This is a genomic window from Sphingobacterium sp. NPDC055346, assembly GCF_053645235.1.
This window is the reverse complement of record NZ_JBSHMI010000002.1, coordinates 288,921-302,860: the sequence shown is the minus strand read 5'-3', so window position 1 is coordinate 302,860 and position 13,940 is coordinate 288,921. Positions and strand designations below refer to the sequence as shown.

The 13,940-nt window shown below is 42.7% G+C and carries 17 protein-coding genes and 1 other RNA gene; 3 read left to right on the top strand and 15 right to left on the bottom strand.

The window, feature by feature from the left end:
* Positions 1–84: 84 nt before the first annotated feature.
* Together hisG and hisD are read left to right on the top strand one after the other, a co-directional pair.
* Positions 85–936, top strand: a complete 852-nt coding sequence (hisG, locus tag ACWICE_RS05600; protein ID WP_185211844.1) for an ATP phosphoribosyltransferase — start codon at positions 85–87, stop codon at positions 934–936.
* 1 nt (position 937) lies between these two features.
* Positions 938–2,224 (top strand): histidinol dehydrogenase, encoded by a 1,287-nt coding sequence (hisD, locus tag ACWICE_RS05595; protein ID WP_254529921.1) that lies wholly within the window; start codon positions 938–940, stop codon positions 2,222–2,224.
* A 60-nt stretch (positions 2,225–2,284) separates the two neighbouring features.
* Here the strand turns inward: hisD and ACWICE_RS05590 are convergent, their stop codons facing one another.
* Entirely contained in the window at positions 2,285–3,151 is an 867-nt protein-coding gene (locus ACWICE_RS05590) for a hypothetical protein (RefSeq protein ID WP_454297830.1), read from the bottom strand.
* Between the two features lie 326 nt (positions 3,152–3,477).
* Between ACWICE_RS05590 and ssrA the strand changes: the two genes are divergently transcribed.
* Positions 3,478–3,846, top strand: a transfer-messenger RNA (tmRNA) gene (ssrA, locus tag ACWICE_RS05585).
* On the opposite strand, the gene ACWICE_RS05580 is transcribed toward ssrA, so the two are convergent.
* The 14 genes from ACWICE_RS05580 to ACWICE_RS05515 form a co-directional block, all read right to left on the bottom strand.
* Positions 3,807–5,093 (bottom strand): recombinase family protein, encoded by a 1,287-nt coding sequence (locus tag ACWICE_RS05580; protein WP_454297829.1) that lies wholly within the window; start codon positions 5,091–5,093, stop codon positions 3,807–3,809. The genes ssrA and ACWICE_RS05580 overlap by 40 nt on opposite strands.
* 111 nt (positions 5,094–5,204) lie before the next feature.
* On the bottom strand, positions 5,205–5,366 hold the full coding sequence (locus tag ACWICE_RS05575; protein ID WP_454297828.1) for a hypothetical protein: 162 nt from the start codon (positions 5,364–5,366) through the stop codon (positions 5,205–5,207).
* Positions 5,367–5,462: 96 nt separating this feature from the next.
* Positions 5,463–6,314, bottom strand: a complete 852-nt coding sequence (locus ACWICE_RS05570; protein ID WP_185217825.1) for a nucleotidyl transferase AbiEii/AbiGii toxin family protein — start codon at positions 6,312–6,314, stop codon at positions 5,463–5,465.
* A gap of 5 nt (positions 6,315–6,319) precedes the next feature.
* Entirely contained in the window at positions 6,320–6,973 is a 654-nt protein-coding gene (locus ACWICE_RS05565; protein WP_197700997.1) for a type IV toxin-antitoxin system AbiEi family antitoxin domain-containing protein, read from the bottom strand.
* A gap of 42 nt (positions 6,974–7,015) precedes the next feature.
* On the bottom strand, positions 7,016–7,204 hold the full coding sequence (locus ACWICE_RS05560; RefSeq protein WP_093095801.1) for a hypothetical protein: 189 nt from the start codon (positions 7,202–7,204) through the stop codon (positions 7,016–7,018).
* A gap of 74 nt (positions 7,205–7,278) precedes the next feature.
* On the bottom strand, positions 7,279–7,581 hold the full coding sequence (locus ACWICE_RS05555) for a hypothetical protein (RefSeq protein WP_454297827.1): 303 nt from the start codon (positions 7,579–7,581) through the stop codon (positions 7,279–7,281).
* Positions 7,582–7,591: 10 nt separating this feature from the next.
* Positions 7,592–8,383, bottom strand: coding sequence for a hypothetical protein (locus ACWICE_RS05550; protein WP_454297826.1), 792 nt, complete (start codon positions 8,381–8,383; stop codon positions 7,592–7,594).
* A 10-nt stretch (positions 8,384–8,393) separates the two neighbouring features.
* The gene (traN, locus tag ACWICE_RS05545; protein WP_093095795.1) at positions 8,394–9,218 is read right to left on the bottom strand and encodes a conjugative transposon protein TraN; all 825 of its coding nucleotides are present in this window, start codon (positions 9,216–9,218) and stop codon (positions 8,394–8,396) included.
* A gap of 36 nt (positions 9,219–9,254) precedes the next feature.
* Positions 9,255–10,511 carry a conjugative transposon protein TraM gene (gene traM, locus ACWICE_RS05540; RefSeq protein ID WP_093095794.1) on the bottom strand — a complete coding sequence of 419 codons (1,257 nt, stop codon included), beginning with the start codon at positions 10,509–10,511 and terminating at the stop codon, positions 9,255–9,257.
* Between the two features lie 94 nt (positions 10,512–10,605).
* The gene (locus tag ACWICE_RS05535; RefSeq protein WP_093095793.1) at positions 10,606–10,905 is read right to left on the bottom strand and encodes a hypothetical protein; all 300 of its coding nucleotides are present in this window, start codon (positions 10,903–10,905) and stop codon (positions 10,606–10,608) included.
* A gap of 20 nt (positions 10,906–10,925) precedes the next feature.
* Entirely contained in the window at positions 10,926–11,546 is a 621-nt protein-coding gene (gene traK, locus ACWICE_RS05530; protein ID WP_093095791.1) for a conjugative transposon protein TraK, read from the bottom strand.
* Between the two features lie 15 nt (positions 11,547–11,561).
* Positions 11,562–12,662 carry a conjugative transposon protein TraJ gene (gene traJ, locus ACWICE_RS05525; protein WP_454297917.1) on the bottom strand — a complete coding sequence of 367 codons (1,101 nt, stop codon included), beginning with the start codon at positions 12,660–12,662 and terminating at the stop codon, positions 11,562–11,564.
* A gap of 106 nt (positions 12,663–12,768) precedes the next feature.
* The gene (locus ACWICE_RS05520) at positions 12,769–13,344 is read right to left on the bottom strand and encodes a TerB family tellurite resistance protein (protein WP_214648474.1); all 576 of its coding nucleotides are present in this window, start codon (positions 13,342–13,344) and stop codon (positions 12,769–12,771) included.
* A gap of 66 nt (positions 13,345–13,410) precedes the next feature.
* Positions 13,411–13,887, bottom strand: a complete 477-nt coding sequence (locus ACWICE_RS05515) for a hypothetical protein (RefSeq protein ID WP_454297825.1) — start codon at positions 13,885–13,887, stop codon at positions 13,411–13,413.
* Positions 13,888–13,940: the final 53 nt, after the last annotated feature.

The window sequence follows — 13,940 nt, the reverse complement described above, 5'->3', positions numbered from 1 at the left end:
TAGTATTGGCTTCTACGTGGAGCGCAAGTAACCCCCAGATTCTTTATTGTTAATAATTTTTTCACTCAACATAAACTCTACATTTTGAAAAATCTCAAAATTGCTATCCAAAAATCAGGTAGATTAAACGAAAAATCGGTCCAATTGCTTAAAAACTGTGGATTGGACTTCGAAAACTATAAAAGCTCATTAATTACAACAGTTTCCAACTTTCCCCTTGAAATATTATTCTTAAGAGATGATGATATCCCAGGCTATGTAGAACAGGGAATTGCTGACCTCGGTCTCGTTGGAGAAAATGTAATTGAGGAAACCCTGTCCAATGTTCAGTATCTACAGCGATTAGGTTTTGGGAAATGCACCTTAAAATTAGCCATTCCAAAAGACTCAACCATCGACCGCCTAGAAGACCTGAACGGCAAATCCATCGCAACCTCCTACCCTAATATCTTACAGCAATTTTTGGACGAATATAAGATCAATGCAGACATCCAAATGATCTCTGGATCGGTTGAGATTGCTCCGGGACTTGGGCTTAGTGACGCTATCTGTGATATTGTGTCGACCGGTGGAACTTTAAAAAGCAATGGGTTGAAACCTTTCGTGGATGTTAGAAATTCTGAAGCGATATTGATCGGCAGAGATGGTTTGGAAGAAAATCCAATCATCTGTGAACTTTTACAAAGAATCCAATCTGTATTGCGTGCAAAGGAAACGAAGTATGTGGTATTGAACGTGGAGAAAAAGAACCTGTCGCAAATTACAGAACTCTTGCACGGGGTAAAGAGCCCAACGGTGGTTCCATTGGCTGAAGAAGGCTGGGTAGCTGTCCATACCGTAATATCTGAGGATGATTTTTGGGAGAAGATCAATAAACTAAAAGCGGCAGGCGCACAAGGTATTGTGGTGATGCCGATCGAAAAAATCATTATGTAACATGCTAGAAACTTATCTATATAAAGACTTAAGCAAGGAGCAGATCCAGGAATTGGTGAATAGGAACACCGATCCGAACCATGCGATCCAAGATACGGTCCTCAATATCATGGAGGAAGTTAAGGGGCATGGCGATCAGGCCTTGAAATCATATGCAAAGAAATTTGATAAGGTAGATCTTGAGCAGCTATATTTAGGACAGGATGATATCGATGCCTTGGCATCGACCATATCCCGTGACCAGATGCGCGCTCTGGAAATCGCCTTCCAGAATATCCATAAATTTCATCAGACCCAATTGAAACGCGAGCGCACGGTTGAAACCATGCCCGGTGTAAAATGCTGGCGCGAGGTAAGACCCATCGAAAAGGTAGGTCTGTACATTCCTGGTGGATCGGCCGTTTTGCCTAGTACCCTATTGATGTTGGGAGTTCCTGCAAGGATTGCAGGATGCAAGGAAATTGTGGTCTGTTCACCTCCGCAAAACAATGGCAAGATCAATGGATTCGTAGCCTATTGTTTGAAACTGTTGCAGATCAATAAGATTTACTTGGTTGGTGGAGCACAGGCCGTGGCTGCGATGGCTTATGGTACGGAAACCATCCCTAAGGTCAACAAGATCTTTGGACCAGGGAACCAATTTGTGACCAAGGCAAAAAGTCTGATCCAAGGCTTGACGGATGTCAGCATAGACATGCCTGCCGGACCTTCGGAAGTATTGGTCATTGCAGACGAAAGTTGCAATCCGGCTTTTGTAGCGGCTGATTTATTGGCACAGGCAGAACATGGAATCGACAGCCAAGCGATATTGGTGGCAACCTCGAAAACAATAACCGATGCCGTGCAGGAAGAACTGAAGAAACAATTGGAAGTTCTTCCAAGAAAAGAATTGGCGGAGAAAGCGATGCAAAATTCTTACATGGTAATTGCAGATACTCTTCAAGAAGCCATGGAATTCTCAAACCTGTACGCTCCGGAGCACTTGATCTTGGAGACCAATGAGTGGAAAAGCTTGATCAATAAAGTGCTGAATGCAGGATCGGTATTCTTGGGTCATTTAACCCCTGAGAGTGCTGGCGATTATGCTTCCGGAACGAATCACACCCTACCGACCTCAGGCTTTGCTAGGTCGTACTCAGGTGTGTCTGTAGATTCTTTTGTCAAGAAGATTACCTTCCAACATATTTCTGAGGAAGGCTTACAACATATCGGTTCTACCGTTGAAATTTTGGCGGAACTGGAAGGCTTACATGCCCATAAGAATGCTGTGAGCATACGCAAAAAATAAAGAAACAGAAAAAGGGATATCCAAGTGGACATCCCTTTTCAATTTCGATTGATTCCTCAATTATTTCTTTTTCTTCTTCTTTTTACCTTTGTCTTCACCAACAATCTTGTGGTAAATTTCAGCGAATGCAGTTTTAAGTTTCTTTAAGGTTTTACCCTCATTCTTTTTCGCTTTTTTAGAAGATTTTTCATCCTTTGCCTTAGCAGAGTCCTTTTTCGCTTTTTTCTTAGGAGCTTTTTTCGCCTTTGGCTTCTCCTCTTTTAACTTAGCTTCCTCTTTCTTCTTTTTGCTGTCTTTAGCTTTCTTTTCATCTTTTGCTTTCACAGCTTTTACAGGTTTCTTGTCAGCTTTTTTATCTTTTGCTTTTTTCTCCGGGTTTTCCTTAACGGTTTTATTGTTAGGAACTTCCTCTTTGTAAGAAGCTTCTTTTTCAATTTTCACCTCTTCCGCTTTTGTAGGAACGGCTGCCTTAGGTTCTACCTTTGCAGCAGGTTTAGTTTCTGGCTTGGCAGCAGTAGATTTTGCTACCGGAGCTTTTGCAGTACTTGCAGCCGCTGGTTTAGCAGGGCTTGCTGTTTTTGCTGCAGGAGTCGATGATTTTGCTGCTGGTTTTGCTGCTGCAGGTTTTGCAGGGGTAGCTTTAGCTGTTGCTGTTTTCTTGCTGGCAGTTTTTGCTGAAGTATCAGCAATCACAGGACTAACTTTAACATTTGGAATAGAAGTTTTACGAGCACGGGTTCCTGCACCTTCGCCACCTGAATTTCCAGTAGTCGGGTTAGGTTTCGGGGTTGGAGTTTTCGCAGCTGGTTTATTTGCTGGAGTTGTCTTTGCAGGAGCTTTTCTAGTAGTGGCTCTTACAGGTTTAACGGGACTGTTGTTTTCTGCAGTTTCCGTAGCTGTTGTTTTCGCGTTGTTTTCCTCAGCCATTGTTTATAGTTTTTGTATAGTTCAGTATTTTGTTTCTTACAGGTCTTGATGATCAAAACCCTGTCATTTATTCATTGAAGCTTATTTTGCTTACAGTTTTGTGCAATTTGAGTTGAATTGAGTTTCTATATTGCTGCTAAAAAAGCGTTATTGTTAGGAACAATATCCATAAAGTGGACGAATATTAATTCAATCAGGACAATATTTTAACTTATCATCTTTTAAAACAGTAATATAGCAAATATGTTTATAAAATCCTATCCATTTAAACTTAATTGGGTTTTTGAAGTCATATAAATTGATTACATTTGTTGCCCATACATAACGGGGTCGACCGGAATTGACAGGATAGCGATGGTTATGTAAGCATGCAGTGCATTGTTAGTCTAGCACTTTAATCTGAACTTTCAACTTTTCAAATGGCGAAGAAAACTACGCCTTAGCTGCTTAATTTAGAATTAAGATTTAGCTTTTGTCTCGTCAAGCTTTGTTCTACCGCTTGACATCCGAGGCACCGAATCGTAGGACTGGTCCTTGCGACGTTGCTAAGTAAGGACGAGAAACAGCAACTACGGAGTACGGTATAGGTAAGCGACTCACCTTCCCTCTCCCGACAATCAAAGAGAAGCTAAGCATGTAGAAAGCGTAAATCATACTATGTTTGGACGAGGGTTCGAATCCCTCCGGCTCCACCCGAGGGGATTGAAGACATTTCAATCCCTTTTTTTGTCACTTTTAACAAGTTTAATTCACTCATTTTCTGCAAGTTACGATTAAACAAAGGATTGATTTCGAGAGTTCGATAGCTCCCATTATCGATGATGAGCCCCAAATTGAACACCCTTGAAAGTAGCGTACGCTTATCTATGACATTTGATGATTCATAGAGCTTCGATAGATCCGAGAGCTTATTCAACTCTGAATTCAGGATCTTTTTCAGCCTTTCTTTATCTTTTCCAAGATCAAAATCATTTAGTTTTAGCGATTGTATTTTTTGCGTTAGATCGCTATGCCATCTGGAATAGGTCTCCTGATTAATGCTATTGTTGATCCATTTCTCCTCGACCGACCGCAAGGATTTTTCGGCTGCCGCAAGTTCCTTGTTTCTATTTTCTTTGCGCTGTTTTTCTACTTTAACTTGATGGTTCAAGAGCTCTGTGGCCAGCGTTCGAACATCTTGAATGAGATCCTCAGGGAGACTTATTAACCTCAGGATATCGAGGAGTTTTTCATGCGCCTTTATTGCACTGATATTGTTATGCTTCGAGGTTAGCCTGCAGCGGTAATAGTAATAATATTGTCCTGTCTTTCCACGGGAGGCGGCACCAGTCATATAACGTCCACAGTGACACTGTAACAATCCTCGAAGTGGGATATCCTCATGCAAAGTAACAACTGTCCGTTCTTCTTTCCGGAACTTCTCTTGAGCTCGGCTCCAAGAATATTGATCGATAATAGGTTCTGCATTTTTTACTGGAAACATACCACCAGGATTGGTTTTCCATGCTTTTACTTTTTGGTAACCACTGTACAGCGGATTCTTTAAAATACGATGGATGCTAGAATTTCCTGTATGCGGGAACCCTTGGGATATGGCAATTTCCTGAATCTTATAGATGGGGACATCCTTTAAAAATAGATCATAGATGTTCCGGATTATTTGCGCTTCCTCCTCCTCGATTACCAACTTCATTTCGCGTTCGCTTCTCACCTTTACATAACCGTAAGGCGCTGCACCACCATGAATATATTTCCCTTTGATAGCCTTGGCGGAATAGATACCCCAGTTGATATCGTTTTGCCGCTTGATGTTTTCCGAATCACCCAAAAGAAATTCCAGTCCCATCATAAAGTAAGAACTGTGATCGGTAACATCGTAGACCATTCCCCGACCTGCACTGACGATTTTTATTCCGTATTCCTTTTGGATTTTCATGACCATGTTGATCGCATCTCCTGTAATTCGGCTGAAGCGTGTCAGTTCAGAAACAATGAGGTAATCAATTTCCCGATGGTTCTTTTTGATAAATGAAAATAGTGCTTTTACATCCGGTCAATCGAATGTTTTGGCACTATAACCTTCGTCCCGGAAAGTATCGATTATTTCAACATCTGCACTAGTTGTCCATTGCGAGGTAATAAAATCTTGTCGTTCGATGCTGTGACGGCTTTGGTCATAGTTACTGAACCTTAAATATCGAATCCCTTTTTTCATAATTTTAACAGGATGGATTTGTTAAATAAACAATATTAAATCGGAAAAATTCCGATTCTATATGCTTCTATTGACATATTTTATCGAGGATGGAGATCATTCAAACTTAAGTTGTTCGATGAGTTCCAAGAAATATTTTTTTGACCAGATATCAAGTTTTTTGTTATCTGGAATAAATTTGACAATATCCTCCTTCACTGCCTCCATGGATACAGAGTCGATACGTTTCTTTAAAAGATCCAATAATTCTTCTTTCTCGATGGTTGAATTCGTCCAGTTTCCTGTATCTTGCGCTCTGGCTAGGAAATGATCCAGATTCAATGGAACTCCTTTTCTGATGTACCACTCTAGGTCATACCAATCCCTACCCTTCACCCTATTTTTCCATTTACGAAATAGTAAGGCATGCATTTTTCCTGCAAATAGATTGGATTTGGTAAAGCATTTTACATAAAAAGAGAAAGGTTTTATCAGAAGCTTCTCCTCGGTTTCAAAACGCAATGGTGGTTGTCTATCCACCTCCAATTTGATCTTGAGACCAACCATTGCACTCAAGCCTGCTTCTAGCACCATTCCTTCTAGGATCAGTTCTCTCCAGACTGTTTCCGGTTTTAAAAAGGCAGAATCGATCGAAGTTCCTTTAGTCTTTTTCTTTTCTTTGATACTTACTTGCAACCCAACATTAGCAAACTCCTCCACCAGTCCTTTAAAATAAGGTTCCAACGAAAACTCAGGATCACTCGATAGCAATGAAAAATCCAAGTCTTCTGAAAAACGATCCAGTCCGTAGAATATACGGAGGGCAGTACCTCCATAAAATGCCGCCTTCTCAAAAAATCCAGATCGTTGAAGACCAGCCAAGGCTACTTCTTGCATAATCTCACGAAGGGCAGAGAATGCCTGTTCTTGATTCTTTGGTTCATAGGATGCCAGCCATTCTTTTATCATAATAATCAATTGTTTTTAATGACCCTAATTAACCATTCAAGGCTTTTCTTTTTAGGTGAGAACTTCAACCATTCCTCCATCATTTGCACATCCAACATGGACAGTTGATCACCATCCATTCGTAGATCTTCAAATAAAAATGATTCAGTTTGTAATTTACTTCTCAATAAAATACCCGAAGTGAGGATGATCCGGTCAAACAGTGCTTTTTCAGGGCTGGCTATCAATACGTTCTGTCTTTCCGTTACCTTCACGCTTTTAATTCCTAAAGAGTAGTAGCTTTCTTCAACATGGTAATACCGAAAACGGCCAATAGGTGTTTTATAATACTTGGCCAATTTAGTGGTACAGGATAACACCTCAAAAACCTTTTCTGGAATCATTCCCCAATAGGAAAGTGCAGAATCCAAAGATACATAACTTGGACCCCAAAGATGGTTGGCAATTAATTTCTGATTAGGTGGATCCATACGCAATTCCGGTCCAGGAATATAAAGTCCATTCTTTAAGGGAATCAATTTCCCCTGTTTCATCATTTCGCTGATCTTGTCATTGGGACGTTGATAGCCATTCATCAAACTCAGGAGAATTTGGCGCGTGAGTACCTGTTCGCGGTAATTCAATAAGGCATCCTCGACTTTCATGTTAAATATTTGCATAAAAATCGGAATAAATCCGATTTAACCAAAATTATTTATCAATTATTTTCGTCTCGGTGGTCCTTTATATCCCCATATTCCAAAATCAGTTTCGAGGTACCTTCTCCGCACGTTCTGAAGGATGATATCTGCCAACAGCCTAATGGTCTTTTGGCGTTCTATTTCCAAAGGCTTATTTGACTGATCGCTCTGGTCCATGTTCATTGGTGTTCCTTTCCGTGGCTCTTTCATCAACTATCTCCTCATAAAAAATGCTGCCTTCCTATAATCGACAAGGCAGCATCATTTTCTAATTTCCCGTTAGTTCAAAATCCCGTCTCCATTTTATATAGGCTTATACGACTCGGTTTATTTCGGTTGTACGAGGGTTCATAATGCAAGTAACCAAAATCATTCAAGTCGGATAAACACCCGTAATAGGTACTTGATGCCCGGATCTTAGCCATAGGCATAATTTGCCTTGCATACACTAAGATCGATTCAGGTTTATCCCATTCTAGCCAGAACAACCAAATTGCCGCATATATAGCTATATGGGTTGCTCCTATCCTTCCGTCATTTTGGATTGCTTCCATAAAGTCCTTAAATCGTAAAAAACAGACTGACATGTAATTGATCTTAATTTAAAGATTGACCTACCCTTTTCTTTTTCATGATAGGTTTGCCTTCCCCAGGTTCTTCATCAGTGGCTGTTTCAGATTTTTTGGTCTTTTGCACTTGTTGGCGCTGATCCTTTTCCTTGTTGAAATGGTTTTTCAGGTGAATCTTCTTCAGATTCCCATCGTAAATATTCACGGTTTTATATTGTGGATTTGCCTCGATAAAATGTTTACTGTTTTGACCGGAAATGTTTAAGTTGACCGATTGAAGATTTCCTTTTTTTAGGGAATTGATGAGTTCCTCCTTATAGACCGGGTGCTGCAGTTCCTTGATTTTGTGTTTTTCTAGTTCCTTTTCCAGATCATAACCATAATTTTCATGGTAATATTTGATCTTGAAATTCCCCTGTCCGTCGGTCTCTTTGAAGTCCATTTGAAGCCAGGCTTTATACGATTCACCCTCTTTATTAAGCAGCTCTTTATGGACCGATCGTCCATCCATCAGGTTATAGGCCTCTTTCATAGTGACAGTATTTCCAAAGTGTACATAAAATTGTTGTTTCAGGGGCTCCTCTTTACCTTCCTTGTGAAGTTCAACCTGGTAGGAATTGAAAAAATATATATCCGTTTCTTTAGACTTGTCGAAGTTCAGCTTGGCCTGCACGAAATCATCCTGATAAGTGGCATCAAAGTTCAATGAAAAGCTGGGTTTCCCCGTCAAAATCTGTTCCTTTAGTTCGTTTTCTAGGCCTTCACCAAATCCTGTGTACTTTACCTGATCGCGCAGGTATTCAAAATTCTTTGTATTCATATCCTAAAAATTAGTTGATTAATGTTGCTTTTATTAAATGTCTATTGCCCATCCTTAACCGCAGGTGCCTACCTCCGCCTAGCTCCTGAACCTCCAGTAGGAATTCCTTTTTCTCAGGGATTGTAAATTTGGGAAGAACTGCGATGATCCTTTGGGATTCTTGCGCCTGGACTGTTTCTTTCTCTCCTACCAGGCAAACGGGAGATAGCTCGATCTCCTGGATAGCAGTCCGCTTGGCCTGTTTTTTTTCCCGCACAAAGAAGCGTAGACCATCCAGATCATAGCTCACTGTTGATCTATTTTCAAGGCTCAGAAGCAAATAGTATAAATCGTCCTGAATATAAAAGCCGATGAGCGTCATTTGGACACCATATTTTTTATGCTTTGGACCTGCAAAATCAGGTTTTAGCTGCCTGACTAAACGAATGTTGTCTTCAATGTCCTTCTCATTTAAAGTTTTTCCATCTACTAGTTTTCGGTTGAAATCATGCTCCGATACACGGGGTATAGAGTAATTCAGCTTTACCGGATCATCTGCATAGTTGACCAGAAAGGAATGGAACTCACCATCCCCGGTTACGACCGATAGATTGGTTTGCTGGAAATGGGATTTGGCACCTTTAAGTTGAAGGATATTTTCTACCCCTACCGCTTTTTGCACCAAAATATCCTGGCTTCCGCGATCCACACTTTTTATGGAATATGGAAAGATGATGTTGGAGGTCTTCCTGCAGCTCACCTCCACGGTTTGAGGAACGATTTCTTGAGAGAAACCGGACATTCCTTGACTAATCACCAGAACTGCTGATAGTAAAAATCGATTAATTGATTTCATAGAACTTATTTTTAAATAATATCTGAATTCAGTATCCTACTGCTTTTGCTGAAGGATCACCTGGTAGCCATCCCTGACGGTCACACGCACAAGCTTGGCTTTTTGACTGAGTAGGTTCTTGGCAGCGTCCACACCCGAGCTGACTACCTGAGCCCCTAGGGAAAGATCGAGACTCCGCAAGTCCAGGCCCTGAATGGATCGGTCCATGGCATTTTTGGCGACATCACGATCGATGGATCCCGGAATATAGATCCCCTCAAGACCATCCATATCGTAGAGCTCCAGATCCACGGGTAAGACGGATTGACCTATCAGGATGCTTTTGATGGATACCTGCAGTCGGTCTCCCTGCAATCGCGCCACCCCATTTACAAAGTGGTCTTTTGCCAATGGCTGGCCTCCAATAGAAACATTCTGTGTCAGCCTTAACTTAACGGTCGAGCCGTTCACCAGAGTTTGAGAACCATGAACGACAGCACGAATGCCCTGCTCGGACTCACCCAGAGCTGAACTGCTATCAGAGAAGGAATAAAATCCAATTTTCGAGAGTGAATCCTGAGGACCTAAAAATCCCAGTTCCGCTCCTTTTTCCAGGGCTTTTATCGAATATACGGGGTGGCGGTGCATCAGAAGGCTATCGCTGATTTGCGCTTGCCGCCGCTCTGGATTTTGGATCTCCAGAATTTTTTCCAGAATGCCGGACACCTGTTTTAATTCCTGGTCCTCCCCAGAGGGAAAAACCATGCGCTGCATCATTTCATCCAGTTTGTCAATATCATCCGATAGCCCGCTCTGTAGAAAACCATTCCGATGGTCTAAAGAAGCATAGGGTCTGGCTTCCTGTTCCTGGATCTGCTCCTGGAGTAGCGCTAAGCGTTGATATATTTCCCTTTCATGAGATCCTCCGCTAGTTCCTCCACCTGGCTTAGAGGAATCCAATGGAATTCCAAGCGGAGCTAACTGTGGATCGGCCAGGTCACCATATGGATCAAATGATCCAGCAAATAGATCCCCTTCAGGCGTAAATGCCTCGGAGTTCCCTAGCATATCCTGATCCTGTTTTTTATAGAGTTCCATTTTACTCATCGGATCATTTTCGTTCACCTGGGCTCCTGGGACTTGTAAGATCAGTTTTCCGTTTTCAGCATCTTTAACTGTCCCATTATCAAGGGAGCCTCCTTCAAAACTCCAGAATCCAAGCGTAGTAAAGGGAATGACCATAACCGGAAGCAATATCCATATTCTCATCTGCCGACGGACTTCTTCTGGTGATTTTTCTCTTGCATGTATCATGTTAAAGTTTGTTTATTTGTGGGTATATTTTTTAGGTTTTTTTGCGGGCTTGTTGTTTTGAAATTATTGATCCGTTACTTCTAAAAAAATATGTTCATTTGCTTGGTTCCCTTTTTCCTAGGCTGTCCGCTGCTGGCGGAAGAAATCTCCTTGGTGGATCAGGCGAAATCGTTGATTTGGTCCCAAGGTGATGAATGGACTTCGGTAAGGCCAATCGAGTGGTATTCCCCCAGAATAGCTGAGCTAGCAGATAACTGTACAAAAGGATCATCAATAGGAAACACACCAGTATGCCCTTGATGGAATAGCGTTTCAACTGTTTATAATTCCTGATCAAGATTCCATTTCCTGGGAACACCGATGGAAATCTATGTTTAGTTATTCTCTGTACCATGATGGTTGATTTTGATGTAATCAATGCCGCTTTTTGTTGCTCAGCTCCTTGTTTTCAATGGTTTTCCAGCGTTCGATAAGCATTCCATGAGGATTGTTCTCACTCCGGGATACAATCCGTAGCTCTCCCCCGGTTACCAGGGATCTGACCGTGGTACTCGTCGAACGGGTGATAATCTGCTTGCCAAAGAAGCGAAACCGGATAGGTAGCCGTTCCATTTCAATGGTAATACTGTCGATCTGCACTTTCTGGCTTACGTTCCCTGAAACCATATTCAGGTAAAAACCACTTTCTTGCAGATCATCATAGATCCGTTTAGCGCTTTCATCTGCTAAATACAGTGCGCTTCCAACGTTTTCGCGGATTACCCGCTCGTCCGGATCGAGGCCAAAGAAGAGCCTGTGAAATCGAGCAACATGGTCTCTGGCCTCTACCGGTATATTTTCACCCCTTGGAGACGTAAAAGCTTCCAGCGCCTTTCCGTCTGCCAGTACATAGATCCTGTCATCAACCCGTGAAACAAGTAAAAAGCTTTTATGCAGCACATAGCAGCTTAGCAAAGCACAGCCTATAATTACCGCAGAGGTAAATAGTTTGATGTGCTGGAATGCCATCTCCAGGTTCTTTAACTTTCCGAACATGCTACTCCCTCCTTATTAATTGCCCTTTAACTTCTTGTTCATATAATTCTCTCCATCTGCTCCCCGCTCCTTGAAATACGGTCCGGACTGTCCACGCTCAGACATACCCTGGCTGATCCGGGAGTAGCTGTCCCCCAATCCGTCGCCTGCCATGCTGGCACCTGCAGCCTGTACCACACTTCTTGAGGATTGCGACAGCATCCTGTTCACTTTTTGCACCAAGGCACTTCCCCCAGAGGCATGGACAATGTAATTGGCTACCGAAGGCACGCAGAAGTAACCCACAATGCCAATGATCAGGAACACTTGATAAGCCATACCAGTTCGACTGTAATAAGTGTCTCCCTGCTCGGCGATCTGGGAAAGATCGATCTTGAGCATATTTTCCTGGATCTTACCGATGATGCCACCGAAAATATTGGCCACAGGCAGCCAAAGGAATATATTGAGGTATCTGGCAAGCCATACAGTCAAGGTATGCTGAAAGCCATCAAAAACGGAAATCCCAAAAATCAGTGGGCCAAGAATGGACAGGACCACCAGCTGAAAAGTTCTCAGCGTATTTATGCAGAGTGCAGCAGCCTGAAACAGGACCTGCAAAATCTCGCTCATCCACTCCCTGACAGAATTCCTGAAATTATAGGATGCCTTGTCCATCGCAAATTTTATGTCGTTTCCGATCCCATCCAGAATCCCCTCATCTCCGGCATCATCGCCATGGGTATATTTATACCATTCCGCCCGATCACCATCACCAAGCTCGCCGACGTACATCTGCCAGGCAGAGGTTTTCTTGATCGCTTCCTGCTGTTTTTCCAAAAGCAATTCTACCGCCCGGTCAGAATGCTCTACCATTGCCGAGGTAGCTCGAACCACCGGCTGCATCACGCCGTTGATCAGCGCCAGCACCAGGGGAAAGGCCATAATACAGAAGCCGATCACAAAAGGCCGGAATAAAGGGTAAAAATCGATCGACTCGGCATTGGCAATTTGGCGCCATACCCGAGATCCGATATACCACATAGCAGCAAATCCGGCAATTCCCTGACCAACGCCCATCAACTGGCCACATAAGGGCATCATCTCCCGATAGAGCTGCTCGAGTACCTCGTGCATGCTTTTCATTTCATCGGCAATTCCCTGTGCGTAGGACAAAACAGGTACAAGAAGATCTATAAAAAGGATTCCTCCCAAAATTTTCATCTTTTTCATCTTACTTCCATTATTGTTCCATGCCATGGATCTTTCCCATGGACCGGTTACTGTTCATCTCTTTTTTACGCTGAAGATGTAAAATCGAAGCCTCAGTGTTGAAATGATCAAGGAAATGAAGCTTTTCTTCCATCTGCCGGTGGATCGCATCGATGTGCGATAAACGCTCACCATCACCCATCTCCAAGGTCTGTTCGCTCAGGACCAACAGCAGTTCGTTCAGATTGCCAAGCGATAGCCTCAGGAGCCGATCATGGATCCCGCTAATGTAATGGAGTTCCTGAGGGTTAAAAAGCAAGGAAGCTCGCAGCCTGCTGTACCCCCGTTTGCACTGCTCAACAACACGCACCTGCATATCGATGATCTCAACTATTTTGCGGTACCTAAGGACCGACGGACTTACCCTCAACAGTCCATCGAGGAAAGTTCGGTGCAAGGTGAAATTGCCCTCGGACAGATCCTTTACTGTTCGGTAGCCGCTATTGAGCACAGCATAGCCTTGTTTCATCTGCTTCAAAATAGATCTGAACTGTGCTAATTTCTCCACGTTGAGCGATAACTGGATCACTTCACTCGATTGCCCCATTACCGAGCAAACAGAAAACAGGAAAGCGAACAACGGAACGAAATACTTTGCCTTATGTTTCATGTTTTAATACATTAAGTCATTCAACTTCAATAATTCATCAACATCGTTATTTCCCCTCCAGCGGTTTATGACCAGCAGCTGGATATCCTGAGAAAACCGTTTCAAAAATCCATGCTGAGCACTTATATCGCTATGGACCTGCTGTAAACGCTTGATGCGCTCATGATCTCCAAGATCCATTTTACCTTTTTCCAACAGATCCAACAGACCAAGGAAGGAGCCCTCAGATGCTTTCCTCACGCTTCTAGCCAGCCGATCGATATAGCTCATCTCCTGTTTGCTGAGCAGTGCATTTTGTTCCACGAACCGTTTTAGTGCCGCACATTGAATAAGGATGTCTCGCTCTAGGGCAATAGTTTCCGCGACCCGAGCATAGCGCCGAACCGATGGACTTACAGTCTTCAATGAAGCAAAAAATTGGTCATGAAGATTAAATTCACCGCGCTTTAGGTCGCCTATGACACCAATTCCACTATGCACGATCCGGTAGCCTTTTTTGAGCAGGTCAAAATAGAGCTGGTTCGCGGCGACCT